Below are 22,811 nucleotides of genomic sequence, written 5' to 3'. Positions count from 1 at the left end.
TCATATCCTCTTACGCTTCGGCATGGGCTTTTTCGCGCAGGCGCAGCCATTGCTTGATGAAGATGTTCGACAGCGTATAGGTGATTGCCCAAAGGATAATCATGAGCGCTGCAGAACGCCCGACATTGGTGGATTGGAAGAAATTGAGATAGGCCTCGACCTGGAAGACGGTCAGCCGGTTGCCCGGTCCGCCCTGGGTCATGGCGTAGATGATATCGAATTGCTGGATGCTTTCGATGACGCGGAACAGCGTCGCAGTGAGCAAAAATGGCGTCAGCATTGGCAGCGTGATACGCCAGAAAACGAACAGCCGAGGAACTCCATCGAGCGTGGCGGCTTCAAAGGGTTGTTGTGGCAGTGAGCGGAGACCTGCCAGCAAGAGGATCATGATGAAGGGCGTATAAACCCAGATGTCCACAATCACGACGGTCAACATCGCCGTTGCGGGATCAGACGCCCAGCGGAAATTCTCAAGTCCGACCTGCGAAGCTAGCCATGACATAATACCGAAACCGGGATTGGTCATCAGTTTCCACATCAACGCAGCAAGCGCAGGCGCCGTCATCAACGGCATCAAAAGCATGATTGATATGGCATTGTTGATCATTGTGCGCCGTTGGAGCAAAAGTGCGATGCCAAGGCCCAGCAGAAGTTCGCAGATCACGGTCGAGAAGGCATAGGTAGCTGAGACTTTCAGGGTGTTCCAGAAAGCGGCATCGGTCATGAAGTTGAGATAATTCTCGCCCCAGTTCCATTTGCGTGCCCATGGCTGTGAAAGTCGGTATCGCTGAAGCGAATATGCTACCGCCGTCAGAAAGGGGATGAGAATGCCAATACATGTCAGCAGTGCCGGCAGGCTCAGCAGATAGGGGAGCATGCGGCGGCTGACACGACGGCGGCGAACCACGGGTGCACGGGTCATATCACTCATGAGGCGGTATCCTCGGCAAAGCTCCGCCCGCGGGATAAATCTCCCGTTACCTCACAGGCAGGCGGAATACGAATGGGAATGATGAGGGCAGCGACATTAATCACCGCCCTCGTTGCATCATTGTCAGCCCAGGCCGGCTTCTTTCAGCTGGCGGTTCACGCTTTCCGCCAATTGATCGAGGCCTTCATCTACCGGCACTTCCTTCGCCACCATCTTTTGCAACATCGCGGCCCATTCTGTGGTCAGGTCAAAGAACAGGGGCTGCGCCGTGAACTTGATGGATGCACCGTCTGCTGAGGCGTCGAACATTTCGACATAGCCCGGATACTTTGCGGCAATTTTGTCGCGATAGGTCTGATCTGCCCAGACTGACTTTCGGACTGGGTTAGTCAGATCCATCTCACGTGCACCGAACAGGTCATGTTCAGGACCGGTTGCCCACTGCAAGAAGAACCAGGTTGCATCCTTCTGCTTGGAAAAACTCGACATGCAGAGCGACCAGATCCAGACATTCGGCGTTGGACCAGAGGCTTCTGGATTAGGTTTGAAGGCTGCATAGGCAAGGTTGCCCATTTCGGCATTGCCGGGACCGTTCATGAAGTAACCTAGGCAGTCTGCATCATAGATAAGGGCCGACTTGCCCGCGCCCAGATCGGTGCCTACCTGATACCATGTATGTGTCGACCAGTCAGGCGCGCCGGCTTCCTGGATCATCTGTACCCACTTCTTGTGGTAATCCTTGGAAACGTCAGTGTTCATGGCTGCCGACAGCATGCCGTCATCGGCTACGGTCAAGTCTTTCTGACCGAAATTCGCATAACCGGAAAGGAAGCCTGCGTGGATTGTTGCCCAGCTTCGCGAGCCGCGAACGCCGACACCATATCCACCGGAGAGTGCACCTTTGGCTTTCTTGCCAGTTTCGATCAACTCGTCCAGCGTGGTCGGAACTGTTAATTTGTTGGCGTCGAAAATTCGCTTATTGTAAGTGAGGTTATTCATTTCGTAGGCCATTGGAATACACCATTGTTTGGCGTCTTCCGATCCGAGCTTTCCGCCCGGTTGGCCGTTCCATGCGCAACTGTCAACGACGGGCTTCAGGAAATCGTCCCAGTTATAGTTCGGATTGGTCTGGCTTGCGTCTGCGATATAGGGTTTGAGATCTTCGATCCAGCCAGCAGGACCATAGGTCCATGTCATGTAGGCACCCGACATGAACGCATCATATTCGGAGGAGCCTGATGAAAGGGCGGCAGTCACTTTGTCGAAATAAACATCTTCCGGAAAGACGTCGTATTTGACTTCCATGCCGGTCAACTCTTTGAACGCCTTGAGATTGGCGATCATCGCATCCGTATAGGGATGCTTGTTCAGCAGGAGCTTTACGGTCTTGCCTTGGTGCTTTTTCCAGTCGAAGTCAGCGGCGAGGGCGCGTGTCGCACTCAAGTTCAGAAGAACCGATGCGGACGAAACACTCATCCCCAGAATGCCGAGCCCTTTGATCAGGCTGCGACGGCTCATCTGCCCACGTTGAAACGCTGCGATCAGGTCTTTTTCTTTATCGTACAATTTCGTTCCTCCCAAAAAGCCCCCTCCTCAAGGGGCGAATGACAAAAGATTCCTTGCAGTTACTTCGTCAACGATCAGGCCTGAAAGCAGGCCGGATTTTAATACAGCGCGGATCGCGCTGACCTTCTCCCGCCCCCCTGCGATTGCGATCAGGCGGCTTTTCCTCAGCACATCTAGGTCGAGCGTGATCGAACGCGCTGTGAGCGGTGTTTCGACGTGGCTGCCCTCTGTGTCGAAGAAGTATCCCAGCACCTCGGCCCTTGCTCCCATGGCTTTGATACTGGAGATTTCCTCGCGGTCGATCATGTCGGCCGCAACGAGCTGTGCGTCAGCCTCTACGTTGCCTATACCGACGATCTTAACTTCAGATGCCGCCGAAAGTTCAAAGACACCAGCGACGCCACGCTGAGACAGCAGAACTTCGCGGTCTTCGGGTGTGTTGGCCGCAAAAGGTACAGGCAGCATGTATGCTGGTGCCGATGTTTTCTCGGCGAGTTTATGAATGACGTCGTGCGGATTGGCTGCATAATTGCGCGCAAGCCCCCCGATCAGCGATACAAACCGGATGCCGGTTGTTTCCAGTCGTCGCAAATGGGACGCTGCAGCTGCCAAAGTGCGACCATGACCGATGCCCAGAAGCCGATATTGTTGTGATCCAATCAGTCGATAGAGAAAGTCTGCTCCGCGGATGCCAAGCGCCTTTAATGGCATCCCTTCTTCGTTGAGATCAGGCGCAACCTCGCAGACGTCAAGTCCGTATGTATCCTTGAGACTATTTTCGAGGCGAATGCACTCGCCGATCTCGCCTTCGATCGAGATGTTTACGGCGCCCGCCTGAACTGCCCGGGCAATCAGGCGGTGGGTTTTGACACGGGGCAAATTAAGCCGATCCGCGACTTCAGACTGCGTCATGCCGCCTGCGTAATGCAGCCATGCTGCCCGGATCGCGAGATCGTCCTCACTGTCAAACACTGCCACCAAAGTCGCCTCGTGTAATAAAGTTCAGGTGATGAACAATTGTTAGTCCTTCACCGTGCGTGTGTCAACGGGCGGTCGATCAAAGATTTCCCCTATGATCGTTGCCGGTTCAATTTGTGTTTGCTGTTAGCTACGAAATTGGCGCTTGCGCTCAGGGCTCGTTGCGCATCGGCCCATGTCTTGAGACAAAACGGTCAAGCTCTTTTTGCTGTGGTGGTTGACCGGTGAAGGTTTCGACATAGTGCGGAATACGCGCGAGGCGCAACAGCTTCTCCTCCTTGGTCCGCATCGAGATGTAACCGATCTGAACGAGGTAAACGGTACGGGCGCGTACATCAGCCGAGGCCCTGTCACACCCGAAACGCTCAAACATACGCGAGAGCCCATCGAGGCGTATTCGATCCGCGGCATGCACTTCCTCTTCAACCTGAACGGATTGAAGAGCCCAACTGCGGATCGCGAATTCAAATTCGGGGTCAAAGAGATCGGGGCTTAACCAGCAATCAAAGACATTCAATACGGCTTCTTGTATTGTTTCGGCATAAGCATTTGCTCGGTGCAAGAGCGCGCCGGTATTTTTGTCGCGCCAGCGTACAATGAGGGCATCCAGCAATTCTTCTCGATCTTTAAAAAACCAATAAAAACTCGTCCGTGAAATATCGAGTGTCTTTGCAAGCGGTAGAATTCTAACCGCATCGACGCCACTTTCGATCAACGCGTCATAAGCTGCCCGCAGCCATAAATCCGGCGAACCGCGCCAGCCAGTCTCATTTAATTTAGCTTGTTCCATTGTTGAATTTTTAACAGACCGCTGCAGTTTGGCAAGGGTTCTGTACATTGATGAATATTAAATTGACAGCTGTGTACATTTAGATTTAGCTCAGTAAAAAAATCATACACGGGAACAAACGCTATGTCGGTCGATCCGCTGCTCTTGCCGCTTCAGATTAAGCATCTGACGCTTCGCAATCGCATTATGCTTACCTCGCACGAACCCGCATACGCCGAAGACGGCATGCCGAAGGCAGCTTACCGGGCCTATCATGTTGAACGTGCCAAAGCTGGTGTCGCATTGACGATGACAGCTGGCTCAGCTTCCGTCTCAAAAGACAGTCCGCCGGCATTTAACAACGTACTTGCCTATAAGGATGAGGTGGTGCCTTGGTTACGAGACCTTACCGACGAGTGTCACGAACATGGGGCCGCGGTGATGATCCAGCTTACACATCTTGGTCGTCGAACCCGGTGGGACAAGGGCGACTGGTTGCCTTCGGTCTCTGCATCTGGCAAGCACGAACCTGCACATCGAGCTTATCCCAAAAAAGCCGAGGATTGGGATATCGAGCGTATAATTGGCAACTATGCCGATGCTGCGGAACGCATGAAGGCTGCAGGACTCGATGGGTTGGAGGTTGAAGCCTATGGTCATCTGCTGGATCAATTCTGGTCGCCACGAACCAATGAGCTCGACGGCGATTATGGAGGCTCGCTTGAAAATCGCATGCGCTTTTCGTTGCAGGTATTGGCTGCAATCCGCGAGCGTGTTGGTTCCGATTTTCTTGTCGGCATCCGCTATGTCGCCGATGAAGTTCTTGCCGGTGGGTTGACGCGCACCGATGGTCTCGAGATTTCACGGAAACTCAAGGAAAGCGGTCTTGTCGATTTTCTCAATGTCATTCGAGGAAATATTGAAACAGATGCCGGATTGACTGATGTTATCCCCATCCAAGGGATGCCCAGTGCGCCCCATCTTGATTTCGCCGGAGAAATTCGCGCTGACACCAACATGGCGACGTTCCACGCGGCTAGAATTCAGGATGTTGCCACAGCGCGCCATGCGATTGCATCGGGTAAGCTTGATATGGTGGGTATGACGCGGGCGCATATGACTGACCCACATATTGTACGCAAAATTATGGAGAAGCGAGAAGTCGACATTCGCCCCTGTGTGGGTGCAAACTATTGTTTGGATCGGATTTATCAAGGTGGCGCCGCGTATTGCATTCACAATCCTTCCACAGGACGTGAACTGACGATGCCGCATCTGGTGAAGCGAGCAGAGCAAAGCCGCCAGATTGTAGTCGTCGGTGCAGGCCCGGCAGGACTGGAAGCATCCCGCATCAGCGCGGAGCGTGGCCATAGAGTGACCGTATTTGAGGCAGCAAACCAGGCCGGAGGGCAAGTTCGGTTGACGGCTCAAAGCCCGCGCCGGCGCGAGATGATGGGCATTATCGATTGGCGTATGGCGCAGTGTGAGAAGCTTGGTGTCGATTTCCGCTTCAATACTTGGGCTGAGGCAGATGCGGTGCTGGGTGAGGTGCCTGATGTTGTGATTGTCGCTACCGGCGGGATGCCAGATGTGCATATCCTACGCGAAGGGAATGAACACGCGACTTCGCCGTGGGATATAATCTCAGGTGATCTGCGAGTTGGCTCAAATGTGCTGTTGTTTGACGAGGCGGGCGATCATTCCGGACTGCAGGCCGCTGAATTTGTAGCGGATAATGGCGGGAAGGTTGAGATGATGACAGCTGATCGCACTTTTGCGCCAGAAGTTATGGGTATGAACCTCGTGCCTTACATGCGAAGCCTGCAAAAGAAGGATGTGACGTTTACTGTGACCTATCGATTAGAAGCGATCCGTCGCGATGGAAACAGGCTGATCGCGCAGATTGGCAGTGACTATGGCGGGGTCAGCTTTGAGCGAGAATATGATCAGATCATCGTCAATGATGGCATCCGACCATTGGATGATCTCTATTTTGAGCTCAAGCCTTTGTCCCGAAACCTGGGCGCTGTGGATTATGAAGCACTGATTGATGGTCGTTCTCAGAATTTGGTCAGAAACGCCGCCAGTTCGTTTGAGCTTTATCGCATCGGTGACGCAGTTTCCACGCGTAACACCCACGCAGCAATTTATGACGGCCTGCGTCTTGGAAGTGCACTTTAACCATTCCCGCCGAGGTATTACTTCAGGTTATGGACGAGCAGATATTTTTTGTATTTGTAATCTATCGGTCCGGAACTATCGTAATCAATCAAGGGAACACTGACAGCATAAACAATATCAAAGAGCTGTCTGAACAATCGCGATCCGCTGCCTTCTGCAGGCGATCAGAACTGCATGTCGCGGAATGATGGGAATGATCGTGATGAACGATAAAAATGGGGAGTCTGCTTATTGAACGCGATGCGCCCGACACTGGTATCTGAAACGGTGGGTATTCCTGCCGCCACGCCAAAACTCATTCGCCTCGAAGGCCTTAGCAAGCATTTTGGCGCGCATCGTGTACTGGAGAATATCGATTTGGATGTCGCGCAGGGAGAGGTGCTGGCTATCATCGGACCTAGTGGCTCCGGCAAAAGCACGCTGCTACGTTGTATCAATTACCTTGAAAGACCCGATGGAGGTTTGCTCACTGTTGGCAATCTCAAGCTCGACGCAACTCAGGAACCGCGAAAGGCACAATTGAAAGAATTGCGCAACACTGTTGGCATGGTCTTTCAGTCGTTTAATTTATTTCCACATATGAGCGTTCTACGGAACGTCAGCCTGCCGCAAGAGCGTGTTCTGGGCCGTAGCCGAGCTGAAGCAGAGCAGAGAGCGCTTCAATTACTGGAGCGGGTCGGGCTTGCAGATAAGGCCACGCAATATCCAAGTAGATGTTCCGGAGGGCAGCAACAGCGCATCGCTATTGCGCGTTCTCTTGCACTTGATCCGCAGGTGATGCTTTTTGATGAGCCAACATCCGCGCTGGATCCGGAACTTGGTCTTGAAGTACTCGCTGTGATGCGTGAACTGGCGGAAACCGGCATGACAATGCTGGTCGTAACGCACGAGATGGGTTTCGCAGAAAACGTGTCAGACACAGTAATGATTATGGCTGATGGCAAAATCATCGAAAAGGGTGCGTCAAAGGAAGTGATGCGCAATCCGCAAGAGGAGCGCACGAAGCGGTTTCTTCGTGCGGTGCACGACAGATGACAGCAGACAACGTTCTTCTCATCCTGAGTGGCCTGCCGTGGACCATTGCCCTGACGCTGGGTTCGTTCACAATAGGATGCATACTTGGCGTGCCGTTGTTGGCAGCACGCAGCGCGCGCTTCGCACCAACACGTTGGATTGCAGCTTTCATCATTCAAATCGTTCGCGCGCTTCCACCAATCCTGTGGCTGTTCATTATATTCTTTGGTATTGGTATGGGCATTATGCCGATCAATCCTTTTGTTGCGGCAATGATTGGTCTTGGGTTGATTGCATCCGCAAATATGGCGGAGATCTATCGTGGCGCTCTGGCCTCGTTGCATCACGGACAGTGGGAAGCGGCGACCGCTCTTAATTTTGGTTCCAGATATACGTTGATCGATGTGGTTGCCCCGCAAGCGTTTCGCGTCGCACTTCCTTCGGCTGCGAGCTATCTCATAGGGCTTATGAAGGAAACAGCCGTTGCTTCGACGATTGGCGTTGCCGATTTGGCTTTCCGCGGCAATCAAGTTTCACAGCTCACGTTCAAGGGAATTGAAGTATTTGCGCTGGTCGGGTTGTTTTATATCTTCCTGAGCCTTCCGGTTGCGTGGCTGTCACGCTCTGCGGATAGCTATCTGAGAGCAAAGGTGGCGCGGTAATGTTTCCCACCCTTGACGAATTTTACGAATGGATGCCAGCCCTTTTAGGCGGACTTAAGATCAGCCTGCAGGTTTCAGCTTTAAGCCTCGCAATCGGCATTCCGCTTGGCCTGGGCCTGGCGCTAGGTGTCGGTGCGAGGTCACGCGCGGCTCGATATGTCAGCTTGTTTCTCGTCGAAATCGGGCGAGGGGCACCGGCGCTCGTGCTGTTGCAATTCATGTATTTTGGCTTGCCATCCACGGGATTGACGATGACATCTTTCTCTGCGGCCGTAATTGCCCTTGCCTGGAATACCGGCGCTTACACGAGTGAAATCATTCGCGCCAGCCTGCAATCGATCCACCAAGGTCAACGAGAGGCTGCTGAGGCAATGGGTTTCAGTATGATTGATGAGCTGCGATTTGTGTTGTTGCCTCAGGCATTGAGGGTCGCGCTGCCAGCGCTGCTCGGCTTTGCCATTCTGATTTTTCAGAGCACGTCGCTTTGTTTTACAATTGCGTTGCCAGAACTGGTGAGCAATGCCTACGAGATCGGCGCCAACACCTTCCGCTATATGCCCGCGTTGATGTTAGCGGGTCTGCTCTATGCAACCATCTGCGTACCGGCTGCATGGATCGTTTCATACGTTGAAAGGCGGTCATCCGCCTATGCCGCGCGATAAATTCACAACAAAAAAAGGGGAGTTGCATATGAAGAACGGGATCATTCACAAGGGCATTATCGGTTTTGCCATTCTATTAGGGATGTCCGCCACGGCCTTGGCACAGGATTGCAAGCCGAAGCACGAATTCAAGACCATCACACCGGGCACATTGACAGTCGCAGTTACAACTTATGCACCACATTCCTTTATGGATGAAAGCGGGATGATGAAAGGTCTCGACGGTGACATTGCCACAGAATTTGCCAAGCGAGAATGCCTGACTGTAAAACCCGTTGCAGTCGACCCGGCCGCAGCCATTCAATATGTCCTATCTGGCCAAGCCGATATCACCACCGGTGACTGGTATCGGACCGCCGAGCGCGCCAAGGTAATGAATCTTTCCTATCCTCTCTATAAGGATCAGATGGGGCTTTACTCCAAAGATGGTATAAAGACCGTCGAGGAACTTGTGGGGAAAAATGTTGGCACTGTACAAGGCTATCTATGGGTAACGGATGCCAAAAAGTTACTCGGCGCGAAGCTGCGCCTTTATCCGAATTCGGTGAACATGCATCAGGATCTCGCATCAGGTCGTATTGACGTTGGTATCGACGGCTATTCGACAGGTGCTTATGCAGCCAAGAATGGCAACCTTAAAGATATTAAGGTCGAAGTCGCGTTACCAGACGATCGTATTCGAGCTACCAAGGAAGCGGCCCAGGCAAGCTTACCATATGCGAAGAACGCTACGGATTTCGGCGCTGCGTTAGACGCAAATATCGAGGAAATGCACAAAGATGGCACAATTGCGAAAATTCTGCAGTCCTACGGCCTGGAGGAAAGTGCGGGAGATACCGGCGCACCAAAGCTCCTCGAATAGTCGCTGACATTCACTTCAACCACATTTCATATCGGAGACTGTAACGATGACTGTTTACGCGGTCAGCCGGAACAGCCAGTCGTGGTATGGGGAACAGGTCGGCATCCTTATTTTGGATGCCGCCTATCCCTGCGTGCCTGGTAATGTCGGCAATGCGACTACTTATAAATATCCGGTTCGCTATCAAGAAGTGCGTGGTGCTTCGATTGATAGGTTGCTGAACCAGCGTGATCCGGCACTGCGGGAAGCGTTCGTGGAGGCTGCGCTTGAACTGCAGGGTCGTGGTGTGAAAGCCATAACTGGTGCCTGCGGGTTCATGGCCTACTTTCAGAAAGAGGTTGCGGACGCTGTGGATATCCCGGTGTTTTTGTCTAGTCTGATGCAGATACCATTCATGCATGCAGTGGCACGTGGAACGGTAGGAGTAATTACCGCAAATGCGCAGCGAATGACACCGCGCCATTTTGCTGCGAGCGGCATTCCGGAGACCATCCCGATTGTGTTGGCAGGGATGGAGGAACAAACGGAGTTTCGTGAGGCGGTGCTTGAAGAAAAAGGAACGCTCGATTCCGCAGCCATTGAACGCGAAGTGTGCGAAGTGGCCAAAAAACTGGTTCGCGATAACCCTGACGTTCGCTCTATTCTGCTCGAATGTAGCGATCTCCCGCCTTACGCCCATGCAGTTCAAAAAATCACGGGAAGGCCAGTTTTCGACTTCATCTCAATGATCAATTATGTCCAGCAGACCGTAGCTTGCCGCCCCTATCAGGGCCTCATGTAAACGTGTGAATAGGAGTTACCGATGTCGCTTGATCATTATTTCCTGCTTGGCCGATCGGGTCTGCGTGTCAGTCGTCTTGCGCTTGGCACAATGACATTCGGCAATGGTGGAATTAGGGGGATCAGTGGCTCGTGGGGTACGAATGAGGCTGATGCGCGTGCGATCTTTGATCGCTATTTGGAGCTTGGGGGTAACTTCATTGATACAGCAGACTCTTATGGCGCAGGTCTGAGCGAAATGCTCGTTGGCAAGTTCATTGAGGAGACTACTTGTCGTGACCAAGTGGTGATCGCAACCAAATATTCGAATAATATTCACGCTGGTAATCCCAATACGGGAGGTAACAGCCGCAAGAATATGATGCGTGCAGTTGATCAATCGCTGAGGCGTTTGAAAACAGACTATATTGATCTCTACATGGTGCATACTTGGGATGGAATGACACCTGTTGAAGAGGTCATGCGGTGCTTTGATGACCTGATCCGTGCTGGAAAAATTCGCTATTGCGGGCTTTCAGATGTTCCGGCCTGGTATGCTGCTCGTGCCCAGACTTGGGCAGAAGCGCATGCATTGTCGCCACCGATTAGCCTGCAATTGCCGTATTCGCTGGTCGAACGTAACATAGAGCATGAATTCGTACCGTTAGGGCAGAATCTTGGATTAGGAATAACTGCATGGAGTCCGCTCGCCATGGGGCTTTTATCCGGAAAATATCTTGGTGGTGGGGAGGGGCGTCTCAATCGAGACAACGCGGATGGGCTCGGCCTTTTCACCGAGCGTAATATGCATGTCGTGTCGGCTCTTGCCGAAGTGTCTGAAGCCCTTGGTAAGTCTATGGCGCAAGTAGCGCTGAACTGGGTGGTCACACAGCAGGGTATTGGTGCTGCCATAATCGGTGCAAGCAAGCTGTCGCAGCTTGATGACAATCTCAGATCACTTGATTTTATGATCTCCGAGGAACTTCGCTTCAAACTGGATGAAGCGAGCAAGCTACCACCGCCCTATCCATATTCTCTGTTCACTCGGGATTATCAAGCGGGGATCCTAAACACAGGTACTTCGGTCGGGGATAAGCCACAGGGTTATTGGCCTACGAAATTCATTCCAAAGATCGGTGACTATACTTTCGGTAAGTCCTCCAGCAATTCCTAAGACTTTCAAAGGAACATCATGAACGATATGCCCGCCAAAGTGCAGCCTGTCGCCAGCATCGAACCTGCGCTCTTTGTTTTGACACTTGATTGTGACGACAAGCCTGGCATCGTTGCAACGATCACCACAGAACTTGCCGCAATCGGTGGCAACATTGTGGAAAGCAACCAGTTTCGCGACAAGCTCACCAACCGCTTCTTCATGCGCATCGCCTTCAGCGCTGCCTTTGATATGCCGCGTGAAGCGATAGTGCATGCTTTAAAACCCGCCGGTGAACGTTTCGGTATGAAGTTTAACGTCGCAGATGCAAGCCGCAGGCCGAAGATTGTACTGATGGTTTCGAAGTTCGATCATGCAATGCTACATCTGCTTTATCAAATCCGCGTAGGTTGGTTGAATGCCGAGATCGTCGCTGTGGTATCCAATCATGAAGACAGCCGGCTGACCGCTGAGAGTGCGGGAATTCCTTACTATTGCTGGGCCGTAGATAAAGGCAATAAAGCCGAGCAGGAAGCGCGTTTAATTGATCTGGTTCGCGAGACACAAGCCGATCTGGTTGTGCTTGCTCGTTATATGCAGGTGCTTTCTGATCAATTGTCAAATCGTCTGTTCGGGAAGATTATTAACATTCACCATTCTTTTTTGCCGTCGTTCAAAGGTGCAAAGCCATATCATCAGGCATTTGAGCGTGGTGTGAAACTGATCGGTGCGACCGCCCACTACGTGACACCTGACCTTGATGAAGGTCCAATCATTGAGCAGGAAACAGAGCGTGTTACCCATTCGATGAGTGCTGAAGATTTCGTTGCAACGGGTCGCGATATAGAAAGTCGTGTTCTCGCCCGCGCGGTAAAGATGCATATCGAAAACCGCGTTATGCTTAATGGGCACAAAACGGTCGTTTTTGCTCAATAGAGCGCTCGTTAAAGCTCGAGCTCCGCGTCTGCGCCCTGTTCCAGTAACCAGTCGCGGAACAATTCTGCACCTCGTTTTGGCGGCCGCTGTGCAGGCATGATGAGATAAACTGTGTCACCAGAGCGGTGGGATATATTGGCAGCACAAACCAACCGGCCGGCCACAATGTTATCACGCACGAGATGTTTCCAGCCGAGTGCCACACCTTGTCCAAGCACTGCCGCTTCGATTGAGCTGAGTGCATCGGTAAAGACAAAATCCTGCTCGATGCGCGCATTCTGCACGCCAGAACGTTCCATCCATTCACGCCAACCCAGACGCGAACGATGGCGCTCTTCAAAGTGCAATAAAGTGTGTTTGAGCAAGTCTGCCGCTTGGTGAATTGGACCGTGTTCTTTCAGATATGAAGGACTGCAGACCGGCCAGACTTCTTCAGTAACGAGAGGCCATGCAAGAATACCCGGCCACTTGCCTTTACCAAGACGCGCCGAGATATCGATGTCTTCCTCAAGCAAATCCTGATTGTCGCGGCTGCTTTCTTCAATGCGTAGAGCCACATCGGGATGCTTTTCCTTGAAGTCTTTCAAACGCGGCAGCAACCAGTGTTGTACAAAGGATGCCGAAAATGAAACGCGAATGATGTCGCGTGAGTGCTTCTTGCGCATGGATGAAATGACCATATGCAAATGGTCGAATGCTTCCTGTGTTTCACGATAGAGCCGTTGTCCTTCAGCTGTCAGCTCCAAACGGCTACGATCTCGCCTAAAGAGCTTCAACCCTGTCGCTTCCTCCAACAGTTTGATCGTCTTGCTAACCGCAGGTTGACTAACATTCAACTCATCAGCTGCAGCTGTGAAACTTAGACGCCGAGCAGCTGCTTCAAACACGAAGAGATAGTTGGCAGATGGAATGAGCGATCTAAGTCTGTGCATAATCTGAAGTTATACCTAGCCGGATTTTTTATCAAGCTCACAGCGCCAAAATCCCTCTGTAATGTGACGCACAAACGGAACGACCACGCCAATTCGTTCGGGTGTCGGAGTTCCTCAAAAAACATGTCATGGAAGGGAACTTGAAATGCAGACTCATGCACGTGCAGTTGTCATTGGCGGAGGGTGCGTTGGCGCATCAATTCTTTATGGCCTCGCAAAGAGGGGCTGGTCGGATGTTGTTCTTTTGGAACGAACCCAACTCACCGCCGGTTCAACGTGGCATGCCGCAGGTCTAATTCCTTCCTACGCGCGCAATATCAATATTGGCCGTATGATCAACAAGTCGATTGAGATTTATGAAGGTCTGGAAGCGGAAACTGGTCAGCACGTTGGCTGGCATAAATGCGGCCAGCTTCGCATTGCTAACACCCGTGACCGGCTCGATGAGTACAAGAGCTATATGAGTGTCGCTGACGTGCAGGGTGTGCGAGCCGAACTCGTTTCTCCTGCTCGCGCCCGAGAGTTATGGCCATTGCTAGAAAACAACCATGATATGCTTGGTGCGCTCTATCATCCAGATGACGGACACATCGCTCCTGCTGATGTCACCATGGCGCTTGCCAAGGGAGCGCGTGACAACGGCGCCAAGATTTACCTCAATACGCAAGTCAATGGATTCGAGCGTCTGCCGAGCGGCGAGTGGAAGGTGAAGACCAATAATGGTGAGATCATCTGCGAGCATGTAATCTCAGCTACCGGAAATTATGCAAGGCAGACCGGTGCTATGCTGGGACTAGACATCCCCGCAATTCCGATTGTTCACCAGTATTGGATCACCGACTCCGTGCCGGAAGTGATCGAGCGTAAGCGTAAGGGTTTGCCTGAGATGCCAATACTTCGCGATGAAGGCTTTGAAGGCTATTTGCGTGAAGAGGGCGATGGACTGATGTTCGGTCCTTATGAAAAGACCGAGCACCTGAAGCTTTTTGCTGAAAACGGTGTACCTGAGTGGTTTGGTGCAGATCTTCTGGAAGAAGACTTCGATTCAGTCTCATGGAATTGGGAGCGAGCGATGGAACTCGTTCCAACGCTTGGTCGTGTTGGTATCAAAGCAAATGTACGCGGGCCATTTCAGATGACAGCCGACGAGTTGCCACTGGTGGGCCCGGCGTGGGGGCTGGATAATGTGTGGCTCGCTGAGGGCGTGCCAGGTGGAATTCTGTGGGGCGGCGCAATAGGATATTACTTGTCTGAACGAATTGTCGAAGGCAGCAACAGCATCGACACAAGTGAACTTGATCCGCGTCGTTTTGGAGATTACGCGAACAAGAACTGGACGCGTGAGAAGGTTCGTGAAGCATGGGGCACCCATGCGGATCAGCACTATCCTGGACAGGATATGCCTGCAGCACGCCCACAGAAAACTGCTCCATCCTATGACCGTTTAACTGAACTTGGTGCGGTATGGGGCTGTCTCAACGGTTGGGAAATGCCTAACTGGTTTGCTCCGAAGGGAGTGGAAGCCAAGGATCAGTATAGCTGGCGCTGGACTGAAAAAGGCAATTATGTTGGCGAGGAAGTCGAGGCTGTACGCAACGCGGTTGGCCTTGTCGAAATGACGCCAATGACTAAATTTGAAGTCAGCGGTCCGGGTGCTGAAGCGTGGCTCGATCGCATTCTTGCCAACCGGCTGCCGAAAATCGGGCGCGTTAATCTTGCTCACCATTTGACGAAAAACGGCGGTGTTCAGGCGGAATATGTTGTCGCACGTTTGGCAGACGACAGCTTTTACATGATCTCGACACCCCGTGCCGAGCGCTGGAATTTCGATGATCTGTCCAAGCTTCTGCCGAAAGATGGCAGCGTGAGCCTGCGTAATGTGACCAATGATCGTGGTTGCTTTACGATCGTGGGTCCGAAAGCGCGGGAAGTATTGCAGACATTGACCGAGATCGATCTTTCAAACGAAGCCTTCCCGTGGTTTGGTATCAAGAATGGTACGGTCGGCCTTGCAAGTGATGTCCGCTTGTTGCGCGTAAACTATGAAGGCGAACTGGGTTGGGAGCTCTATCATCCACTAGCATATCAGCGGAATCTTCTGGAAGCTTTGCTTGCGGCCGGCCAAGAACATGGTCTGCGTCTTGTCGGGCTGCATGCGCTGGAATCGCTGCGCCTTGATAAATCCTACCGCGCTATGTATCGCGATATGAACCCTGAATTGAGCGCTTGGGAAAGCGGATTGGAGCGTTTCATACGTCTTGAAAAGGACGACTTCATCGGCAAGCAAGCGCTGGTCACACAGAAGGAACATGGCATCAAACAGCGCTCCGTAACACTCTCGATTCAAACTGATGGTGCGAGCACGCTGTCTTGCGAGGGTGTCTATCACAACGGAAAGCTGGTCGGTCGTGTCACATCAGGTGGTTATTCTTATACTTTCAAACATGATATCGCGCTGGCGCTGCTGCCAGTCGAACTTGGCGTTCCGGGAACGGAACTTGAAATCCCCGTTTTGGGTGAAATGCGAAAAGCCTGTGTGATTGAAGAATCTCCTTACGATCCGGAAGCCAGGCGCGCGCGTGTTTGATTTGGAAACGCTGCACGTGCCGCTTCTTAAAACGAATGAAAGGTTTGCCATATGAAGGCAGTTGTCGCAGTAAAGCGGGTTGTAGATTACAACGTAAAGATCCGTGTAAAGGGAGATGGTTCGGGCGTTGAGCTTGCAAACGTCAAGATGTCGATGAACCCTTTTGACGAGATCGCGGTTGAAGAAGCGATCCGTTTGAAGGAAGCAGGCAAGGTCACGGAAATCGTCGTGGTTTCGGTGGGTCCGGCACAGGCGCAGGAAACGTTGCGCACCGCACTTGCCATGGGTGCTGACCGGGCAATTCTGGTGAAGACTGACGAAACCGTCGAGCCGCTTGGTGTTGCCAAGGTTCTGAAGGGCGTGGTCGATGCTGAACAGCCTGACCTCGTGTTCCTCGGCAAGCAGGCGATTGACGACGATGCCAATCAGACCGGCCAGATGCTTTCGGCACTGCTCAACTGGAGCCAGGCAACTTTTGCCTCGAAGGTGGAGCTTGCTGACGGCTCGGCCAAGGTAACGCGCGAAGTCGATGGCGGTCTGCAGACCATTGATGTGAAGCTTCCAGCCATTGTCACAGTTGATCTTCGTTTGAACCAGCCGCGCTATGCATCGCTGCCAAACATCATGAAGGCCAAGAAGAAGCCGCTTGATGAGAAGTCGCCTGCTGATTTCGGTGCTGATATTGCGTCGCGCCTCAAGGTTCTGAAGACCGAAGAGCCGGGTGGCCGCAAGGCTGGCGTGAAGGTTGGTTCGGTTTCCGAGCTGGTCGAGAAGCTTAAAGCCGACGGCGTATTGTAAGAGATCGGAAGGGACAAACACATGGCTATTCTTCTTATTGCCGAACACGACAATGCAAGCCTTTCCGATCAGACTGCAAAGGCACTGACAGCAGCTGCCCAGATCGGTGGCGATGTCGATATTCTGGTTGCTGGCAAGGGCGCGAAAGCAGCCGCCGATGCAGCTGCCAAGCTTTCTGGCGTTCGCAAAGTTCTGTTGGCTGAAAGCGATGCGCTGGAAAACCGTCTGGCCGAGCCACTGGCTGCAGCCATCGTTGAACTCGCAGGAAACTACGACACGATCATTGCACCAGCCACCACTTCGGCCAAGAACGTGCTGCCGCGCGTTGCAGCACTTCTTGATGTGATGCAGCTGTCGGAAATCATGGAAGTTGTGTCCGCTGACACCTTCAAGCGTCCGATCTATGCGGGCAATGCGATCCAGACCGTGCAGTCGACCGATGCCAAGAAGGTCATCACGGTTCGTACGGCTTCTTTCTCGGCAACGGGTGAGGGCGGTTCGGCTCTAGTTGAAAGCATCAATGCGGCTGCTGATCCGGCACTGTCGAGCTTTGTTGAAAACAAGCTTTCGGGTGGTGATCGTCCGGAACTGACTTCTGCCAAGATCATCATCTCGGGCGGTCGTGCGCTTGGTTCGTCGGAGAAGTTTGAGGAAGTGATCCTTCCTGTTGCCGACAAGCTTGGTGCTGCCGTTGGCGCCAGCCGTGCAGCAGTTGATGCGGGTTATGCACCAAACGACTGGCAGGTTGGCCAGACCGGTAAGGTGGTTGCACCGGAACTTTACATCGCAGTCGGTATTTCCGGCGCGATCCAGCATCTGGCTGGTATGAAAGACAGCCGCGTGATTGTTGCGATCAACAAGGATGAAGAAGCACCGATCTTCCAGGTGGCTGATTATGGCCTTGTGGGCGATCTCTTTACGATCCTGCCGGAAATGGAAAAGATTTCCTATTGAAATCGAAAGTGTCGCAGAAGACGAGCTCGCGACACTTTCGGACGTTGATCGATCATCCTGGCCTCCAGGTTCCAGGTGCGTCAATTGAAATTCTCGACAAAGTTCAGACGGAAGAGCGCGACGGTGCTCGATTTGCCAGGTAAAGCGATGAGTTGGGCAATTTTGAAGTAAGAACGTGCCTAAAGAGCGTCCTTCTTTCTGAATGATGATGCATCGATACCCAACTTCTGCAAACGGGCATAAAGACTGCGGCGCGGGAGCTGTAGGATATTTGCAGCCCCACTAACATCACCGTTCAACCGCTCTAGTGTTTCGCGCAGTACCTTCGCTTCAAATTCATCCATCTGTTCAGAAAGCGGCACTTGGCCCGCTTCTTTTAGCGGACTTTTTCCCAATCCAAGAACAACTTGTTTGGCAAAATTGCGCAGCTCACGCACATTACCTGGCCAATCATCTGAATTCAGTCGCGTTTCAATTGTTGCGTCTATAATTGGGCGAGGCTGGCCGAATTGGGCTGCAGCCTCATCAAGAAAATAGGAGAAAAGCAGACCTATATCCTTACGGCGTTCTCGCAAGGGCGGAATACGCAGCCTAACTGTTTCCAGGCGGTAAAGAAGGTCCGACCGGAAAAGGCCAGCTCTAACCGAAACTTCCAGGTCGCTCTTTGCAGCCGCAACTATCCGCAGATTGACAGCTCTGGGTTCACCCGTTGCACTGGGCAGTTCCCGTTCCTCAACCACACGCAGAAGCTTGCCCTGCACGGATGCGGACATGCTGTCGATTTCATCGAGGAACAGTGTGCCACGATCAGCGTCAACGATCCTCCCGCGCTGAATGCGATTACCAAATAGTACGTCATCTGCGATGGCGTCTGGCAGCGCCGCGCAGTCGATCGCAACGAAGCCGCGTGCGTGACGTGAACTCCAGCGGTGGAGGAGGCGTGCTACAAGTTCTTTACCGGTTCCTGTTTCACCCTCAATCAATACATCGACATCAACACTCGCAAGCTGGCGGATTGTCTCGCGTAGCCTAACCATTACCGGGGTTTCGCCGAAAAGCGGGAAGTCTTGTTCGGCTTCTGCCGCAGCCTTTCGCAGTCGTCGGTTTTCCAGGGCGAGTCGACGCATTTCAAGGGCACGCCGGACGCTCGAGATCATGTGATCGGCGGCAAAAGGTTTGGCGATGAAATCAAATGCCCCTTTTTTGAGGGCAGCCACGGCCGTGCCGATGTCTCCGTGCCCGGTCATCAAAATGACCGGTAGCTCGGGATCACGCGCCAACAGCGCTTCCAGCACCGCATGGCCATCTATTTTCGGCATCCTGATATCGGTGATGACAATGCCCGGAAAATCGGCGTTCAAATTGGCGAGGGCCGATTGGCCATCAGCAAAGGTTTGGATGTCCATCCCGGCTATTTCAAAGGAATCCGCCAATGCGGTGCGAAAGGCCATGTCATCATCGATCAGAATTACGCGGAGTGGTTCTATGTCTGTCATGCTTGCTTTGCCCGCTTTACAGTAGCTGCGAAGGCGGCACCTCCTAATGGTGAAGGCACAATACGCAGCGTGCCTTCAAGTTCTGTCATAATATCGCGTGCAATGCCCAGACCAAGTCCCAACCCTTCAGGCTTGCCGGTCACAAACGGACTGAACACTTCATCGCCCAATGCCGGATCGATGCCCGGGCCGTTATCGGCGACAGTAAGTGTTACTTGCTGGTCTTCCCCGAAGATGAACAAGGCAATGCGCGGTTTTGGTTGCATTGCTACCGCATCAAGAGCGTTCTGAAACAAATTGACTAGAACCTGTTCGAGACGAACGCGATTTGCAAAGACTTGGAAATCGCATCCATTCGGCGTTTCAAGTGTCACGCCTGCATTTCGAAACCGATCTCCCATGATGAGCAGCGTGCCTTCCAACAACTCATCTAGCCCAGTAGGGGCGAGCTCACGATGTCCGCTTCGCGCAAAGCGCCGCATTTCTTGCGTGATGGAGCCGATGCGCGCCGTCAGCTCAACGGTTGTAGAAAGATTGGCTGCGACTTTCTCGAGTTTGCCTTTGCCAAGATGATGCTGTGCGTTTTCTGCAAGTGTCTGAATGGTAGCCACTGGCTGGTTGATCTCATGGACGAGACCTGCGGTAATCGAACCCAGCGATGCGAGCCTGTTGGCTTGCGCAAGTTCTTCGCGCGCTTCACGAAAGCGCTTATCAGCGCGTTCGCGCCGAACCATTTCCGCGCTGAGTTCTAAAGTGCGCTCACTAACAGCTGTTTCCAGCGCCGCCCGATCCGCAGCCAAGCGCGCCGCACGGGTGATGCGCCAGTAGATTGCGCCAAAGAGCGTCATGGCAATCAGAAGCGCTGAAACGGTGATAAGGCGCGCATGATCGTGGGCAGCGCGCAGGGATGGCGCGACTGCTTCGATATGCATGAGTTTCAGTTCGGTCTCAGCTATTGGTTCATCAACGGTGATGAACTTTGAACCAGATGGACCACGTATCATGTTTTCAGGTTCGAATGCGTAGTGACTTGGCTGAAGGTCTGCGACGCTAAACTGTCCGCTCTGGCTGATTTTGGTGCGTTCTTCGGTTGAGATAGGCTGGAACGAGCGCAAATCCTCTGCCTTATCGGTCGAGGCGAGAATGATGCCGCGCGGATCGATAACGAATGTCTGACCCGGATCGTTAGACCAGGTTTTCACCAGCCGATGGAATTCAAACTTAACGACCACAACGCCGACTGGATTAGCTTCGTCGCCGATCCGTCTGGCGAGAAACAGGCCGAAACGTCCGCTAAGATCACCAATCGCATAGTATTCCGCTGCACCCGCCGACAGTGCACCCTGAAAATATGGTCTATATCCGTAATTTCGACCAACGAAGCTTTCAGGTGTGTTTGCGTTGGAGGAGGCTATTACCATGCCGTCGCGCGTGATCACATAGATGATCGGCGAGCCGATCTGTTCTGCTAGGAACTCGAGCTTATCGTTCAATCGTGCTGTTGCGTCCGATGAGCCGCCATCCAAAACATCGTGCAAATCGCTATATTCTTTGAGCACCACTGGCAGCAGGCGAAACTTGGCAAGTTCGCTGTCGATCAGTCTCGTCTGTTGCCGCGCAACAAGGGTCGCATCCTCGCTCAAACGATCAAGCGCATCCGTCTCGGTCCAAAATTTTGCTGCTGTCCAGAATATCGTTGCCAAAAGCACTGCTAAAGCAACGAGAAGGATTCTGGTCGCGTTCAACGATATCCTCATTTGTGCAGGATTATGCACTAATCCTAATAAAGTCACGCAAAAATTTGCACAGAAGCAATTGTCGAATTGTGTCAGAATTGCGATTCATTGAGTTAATTCAATAAACTAAACTTTTTAGTCAGTGGCTATGGAAGTTACAAATCTTGTCCCGCATTTTAGCGCTACTTCGAAATTGGGAGTTTCGTAGGGAGGAGCTAATCCGTGCAGTGCCAAGAATATGATCTTTTCAACGCGAAGTTTTCTGAAAACTCAGATGCGCATTTTTTGGTTTGCGCGACCAAGTGATGGCGAGGCAGATCATGGTTCACGGCATTAGACGCCCACCCTTCGGCACAGGTTTTCAGGGGGAGCTTCCGTTGCAAGGCGCATCAAGGATGTGAGGCGGCCGATAACCCTGAACGTGGTCAAGTCATCCGTAGCAAGCGCGGCCTCGCGCTCAAGCCTCGGGTGAAGCTTAAAAATAAAGATTTGAAGGAGTAACCGCATGGTCTCAATCACCTCCGAACGGAGCGATGCGCCAAGCACCAACAGTCGACTGAAATCCATAATCGGTGGGTCGACCGGTAATCTTGTCGAATGGTTCGACTGGTATGTTTATGCAGCTTTTACTCTGTATTTTGCCCCTCATTTCTTTCCATCGGATAGCCAGACGGCGCAACTTCTGAGTGCTGCAGCCGTTTTTGCCGTCGGATTTATCATGCGCCCAATTGGTGCGTGGATCATGGGAATTTATGCAGACCGCAAGGGTCGTAAGGCAGGCTTGGCTCTATCAGTCACACTGATGTGTGCGGGTTCTCTCATTATTGCAGTGACCCCTGGCTATGAAACCATTGGACTCTTCGCTCCAGCTCTTCTGGTGCTTGCACGTTTGATGCAGGGCCTGTCCGTTGGCGGTGAGTATGGAGCGAGCGCGACTTATCTGTCAGAAATGGCTGGTAAAAGCCGTCGCGGTTTCTTCTCTTCTTTCCAATATGTCACACTGATTTCTGGCCAGCTTCTGGCAATTTTGTTGTTGATCGTGCTTCAGAGCACGATGGAAACTCCCGCTCTTGAATCCTGGGGCTGGCGAATTCCATTCTTCATCGGTGCGCTGCTTGCCGTGGTGGTATTCTGGCTGCGTCGTGGCCTTGCTGAAACGGAAAGCTTCAAGAATGCAAAGACAAAGGATGTCCCAAAGTCGGGGTTCTGGACGCTGATCAAGCATCATCCGAAGGAAACCGCACTGGTCATGCTTTTGACTGCCGGCGGTACGCTCGCCTTTTATGCGTACTCGATTTACATGCAGAAGTTTCTCGTCAATACTTCTGGTTTCAGCCGCGAAGTTGCCAGTCAGATAAACGCAATCACGCTGTTCATCTTTATGTGTCTGCAGCCGGTAGCAGGTGCTCTCTCCGACAAGATTGGCCGTAAGCCGCTCATGGTTGGATTTGGTGCGGCCGGAGTGTTGTTCACCTACCCTATCTTCTCGACACTCGAGCAGACGCGCGATCCGATCATTGCCGGTTTGCTGGTCATGGGTGCTCTGATAATTGTGACGGGCTATACCTCTATCAATGCGGTGGTAAAAGCGGAGCTGTTTCCGGCTCATATCCGTGCACTTGGCGTGGCACTGCCTTATGCTCTTGCTAACACATTATTTGGCGGTACTGCTGAATACGTCGCGCTGAGCTTTAAGAATGGGGGATGGGAACGCGGCTTTTACTGGTATGTCACCGTCATGATTGGTATTTCGTTGGTTGTTTATCTGCGGATGCGTGATACCAGCAAAGATAGCATGATTAAAGAAGACTAGAAGAAGACGAATTGATTGAAGT

The 22,811-nt window shown here is 52.4% G+C and carries 19 protein-coding genes; 12 read left to right on the top strand and 7 right to left on the bottom strand.

Translation table 11 applies throughout. From position 1 onward, the window contains the following. Positions 1 to 10: 10 nt before the first annotated feature. From KMS41_17375 to KMS41_17360, 4 genes are all read right to left on the bottom strand, one after another. Positions 11 to 931 (bottom strand): sugar ABC transporter permease, encoded by a 921-nt coding sequence (locus tag KMS41_17375; protein QWK79259.1) that lies wholly within the window; start codon positions 929 to 931, stop codon positions 11 to 13. A 123-nt stretch (positions 932 to 1,054) separates the two neighbouring features. After that, positions 1,055 to 2,497 (bottom strand): extracellular solute-binding protein, encoded by a 1,443-nt coding sequence (locus tag KMS41_17370; GenBank protein ID QWK79258.1) that lies wholly within the window; start codon positions 2,495 to 2,497, stop codon positions 1,055 to 1,057. A 27-nt stretch (positions 2,498 to 2,524) separates the two neighbouring features. Beyond that, on the bottom strand, positions 2,525 to 3,469 hold the full coding sequence (locus KMS41_17365; protein QWK80295.1) for a sugar-binding transcriptional regulator: 945 nt from the start codon (positions 3,467 to 3,469) through the stop codon (positions 2,525 to 2,527). A 157-nt stretch (positions 3,470 to 3,626) separates the two neighbouring features. Beyond that, positions 3,627 to 4,265, bottom strand: coding sequence for a TetR/AcrR family transcriptional regulator (locus KMS41_17360; protein ID QWK79257.1), 639 nt, complete (start codon positions 4,263 to 4,265; stop codon positions 3,627 to 3,629). Positions 4,266 to 4,388: 123 nt separating this feature from the next. Here KMS41_17360 and KMS41_17355 point away from each other — a divergent pair, with 123 nt between their 5' ends. The 8 genes from KMS41_17355 to purU all read left to right on the top strand — a co-directional run bounded on the left by KMS41_17355 (position 4,389) and on the right by purU (position 12,473). Beyond that, positions 4,389 to 6,425: an NADH:flavin oxidoreductase gene (locus tag KMS41_17355; protein ID QWK79256.1), complete on the top strand. Its 2,037-nt coding sequence runs from the start codon at positions 4,389 to 4,391 to the stop codon at positions 6,423 to 6,425. Positions 6,426 to 6,665: 240 nt separating this feature from the next. Continuing rightward, positions 6,666 to 7,460 carry an amino acid ABC transporter ATP-binding protein gene (locus KMS41_17350; GenBank protein QWK80294.1) on the top strand — a complete coding sequence of 265 codons (795 nt, stop codon included), beginning with the start codon at positions 6,666 to 6,668 and terminating at the stop codon, positions 7,458 to 7,460. After that, positions 7,457 to 8,101, top strand: a complete 645-nt coding sequence (locus KMS41_17345) for an amino acid ABC transporter permease (protein QWK79255.1) — start codon at positions 7,457 to 7,459, stop codon at positions 8,099 to 8,101. The genes KMS41_17350 and KMS41_17345 overlap by 4 nt, the downstream gene beginning before the upstream one ends. Then, the gene (locus KMS41_17340) at positions 8,101 to 8,763 is read left to right on the top strand and encodes an amino acid ABC transporter permease (GenBank protein QWK79254.1); all 663 of its coding nucleotides are present in this window, start codon (positions 8,101 to 8,103) and stop codon (positions 8,761 to 8,763) included. The genes KMS41_17345 and KMS41_17340 overlap by 1 nt, the downstream gene beginning before the upstream one ends. 28 nt (positions 8,764 to 8,791) lie before the next feature. Beyond that, a complete protein-coding gene (locus KMS41_17335; protein ID QWK79253.1) occupies positions 8,792 to 9,625 on the top strand; it encodes a transporter substrate-binding domain-containing protein in 834 nt (277 codons plus the stop codon). A 46-nt stretch (positions 9,626 to 9,671) separates the two neighbouring features. Beyond that, complete coding sequence (locus tag KMS41_17330; protein ID QWK79252.1) at positions 9,672 to 10,406, top strand: aspartate/glutamate racemase family protein; 735 nt, start codon at positions 9,672 to 9,674, stop codon at positions 10,404 to 10,406. A 21-nt stretch (positions 10,407 to 10,427) separates the two neighbouring features. Continuing rightward, positions 10,428 to 11,558, top strand: a complete 1,131-nt coding sequence (locus tag KMS41_17325) for an aldo/keto reductase (GenBank protein ID QWK79251.1) — start codon at positions 10,428 to 10,430, stop codon at positions 11,556 to 11,558. Positions 11,559 to 11,576: 18 nt separating this feature from the next. Continuing rightward, positions 11,577 to 12,473 (top strand): formyltetrahydrofolate deformylase, encoded by an 897-nt coding sequence (purU, locus tag KMS41_17320; GenBank protein ID QWK79250.1) that lies wholly within the window; start codon positions 11,577 to 11,579, stop codon positions 12,471 to 12,473. 8 nt (positions 12,474 to 12,481) lie between these two features. Here the strand turns inward: purU and KMS41_17315 are convergent, their stop codons facing one another. Continuing rightward, on the bottom strand, positions 12,482 to 13,405 hold the full coding sequence (locus KMS41_17315) for a LysR family transcriptional regulator (protein QWK79249.1): 924 nt from the start codon (positions 13,403 to 13,405) through the stop codon (positions 12,482 to 12,484). Positions 13,406 to 13,550: 145 nt separating this feature from the next. On the opposite strand from KMS41_17315, the gene KMS41_17310 reads away from it, so the two are divergent. Genes KMS41_17310 through KMS41_17300 form a run of 3 tightly spaced genes read left to right on the top strand, consistent with a single transcriptional unit; the run spans position 13,551 to position 17,744 of the window. Continuing rightward, positions 13,551 to 15,992: an FAD-dependent oxidoreductase gene (locus tag KMS41_17310; protein ID QWK79248.1), complete on the top strand. Its 2,442-nt coding sequence runs from the start codon at positions 13,551 to 13,553 to the stop codon at positions 15,990 to 15,992. A 51-nt stretch (positions 15,993 to 16,043) separates the two neighbouring features. Next, a complete protein-coding gene (locus tag KMS41_17305) occupies positions 16,044 to 16,790 on the top strand; it encodes an electron transfer flavoprotein subunit beta/FixA family protein (protein QWK79247.1) in 747 nt (248 codons plus the stop codon). Between the two features lie 21 nt (positions 16,791 to 16,811). Beyond that, complete coding sequence (locus KMS41_17300; GenBank protein ID QWK79246.1) at positions 16,812 to 17,744, top strand: electron transfer flavoprotein subunit alpha/FixB family protein; 933 nt, start codon at positions 16,812 to 16,814, stop codon at positions 17,742 to 17,744. 179 nt (positions 17,745 to 17,923) lie between these two features. Here the strand turns inward: KMS41_17300 and KMS41_17295 are convergent, their stop codons facing one another. After that, positions 17,924 to 19,240 (bottom strand): sigma-54 dependent transcriptional regulator, encoded by a 1,317-nt coding sequence (locus tag KMS41_17295; GenBank protein ID QWK79245.1) that lies wholly within the window; start codon positions 19,238 to 19,240, stop codon positions 17,924 to 17,926. Beyond that, complete coding sequence (locus KMS41_17290) at positions 19,237 to 20,997, bottom strand: sensor histidine kinase (GenBank protein ID QWK79244.1); 1,761 nt, start codon at positions 20,995 to 20,997, stop codon at positions 19,237 to 19,239. The genes KMS41_17295 and KMS41_17290 overlap by 4 nt, the downstream gene beginning before the upstream one ends. A gap of 484 nt (positions 20,998 to 21,481) precedes the next feature. Here KMS41_17290 and KMS41_17285 point away from each other — a divergent pair, with 484 nt between their 5' ends. Next, positions 21,482 to 22,789, top strand: coding sequence for an MFS transporter (locus tag KMS41_17285; GenBank protein QWK79243.1), 1,308 nt, complete (start codon positions 21,482 to 21,484; stop codon positions 22,787 to 22,789). The last annotated feature ends 22 nt before the right edge of the window (positions 22,790 to 22,811 follow it).

This window comes from Ochrobactrum sp. BTU1, from assembly GCA_018798825.1.
In the GTDB taxonomy this organism is placed as follows: Bacteria; Pseudomonadota; Alphaproteobacteria; order Rhizobiales; family Rhizobiaceae; genus Brucella.
Note: the sequence above shows the minus strand (reverse complement) of the source record. Positions and strands in the feature narration are given on the sequence as shown.

Bases quoted from the DNA above. Each gene is read 5' to 3' on its own strand.
- KMS41_17375 (QWK79259.1), bottom strand. From the start codon at position 931: ATGAGTGATATGACCCGTGCACCCGTGGTTCGCCGCCGTCGTGTCAGC.
- KMS41_17360 (QWK79257.1), bottom strand. From the start codon at position 4,265: ATGGAACAAGCTAAATTAAATGAGACTGGCTGGCGCGGTTCGCCGGAT.
- KMS41_17355 (QWK79256.1), top strand. From the start codon at position 4,389: ATGTCGGTCGATCCGCTGCTCTTGCCGCTTCAGATTAAGCATCTGACG.
- KMS41_17350 (QWK80294.1), top strand. From the start codon at position 6,666: ATGCGCCCGACACTGGTATCTGAAACGGTGGGTATTCCTGCCGCCACG.
- KMS41_17345 (QWK79255.1), top strand. From the start codon at position 7,457: ATGACAGCAGACAACGTTCTTCTCATCCTGAGTGGCCTGCCGTGGACC.
- KMS41_17340 (QWK79254.1), top strand. From the start codon at position 8,101: ATGTTTCCCACCCTTGACGAATTTTACGAATGGATGCCAGCCCTTTTA.
- KMS41_17335 (QWK79253.1), top strand. From the start codon at position 8,792: ATGAAGAACGGGATCATTCACAAGGGCATTATCGGTTTTGCCATTCTA.
- KMS41_17330 (QWK79252.1), top strand. From the start codon at position 9,672: ATGACTGTTTACGCGGTCAGCCGGAACAGCCAGTCGTGGTATGGGGAA.
- KMS41_17325 (QWK79251.1), top strand. From the start codon at position 10,428: ATGTCGCTTGATCATTATTTCCTGCTTGGCCGATCGGGTCTGCGTGTC.
- purU (QWK79250.1), top strand. From the start codon at position 11,577: ATGAACGATATGCCCGCCAAAGTGCAGCCTGTCGCCAGCATCGAACCT.
- KMS41_17315 (QWK79249.1), bottom strand. From the start codon at position 13,405: ATGCACAGACTTAGATCGCTCATTCCATCTGCCAACTATCTCTTCGTG.
- KMS41_17310 (QWK79248.1), top strand. From the start codon at position 13,551: ATGCAGACTCATGCACGTGCAGTTGTCATTGGCGGAGGGTGCGTTGGC.
- KMS41_17305 (QWK79247.1), top strand. From the start codon at position 16,044: ATGAAGGCAGTTGTCGCAGTAAAGCGGGTTGTAGATTACAACGTAAAG.
- KMS41_17300 (QWK79246.1), top strand. From the start codon at position 16,812: ATGGCTATTCTTCTTATTGCCGAACACGACAATGCAAGCCTTTCCGAT.
- KMS41_17295 (QWK79245.1), bottom strand. From the start codon at position 19,240: ATGACAGACATAGAACCACTCCGCGTAATTCTGATCGATGATGACATG.
- KMS41_17290 (QWK79244.1), bottom strand. From the start codon at position 20,997: ATGAGGATATCGTTGAACGCGACCAGAATCCTTCTCGTTGCTTTAGCA.
- KMS41_17285 (QWK79243.1), top strand. From the start codon at position 21,482: ATGGTCTCAATCACCTCCGAACGGAGCGATGCGCCAAGCACCAACAGT.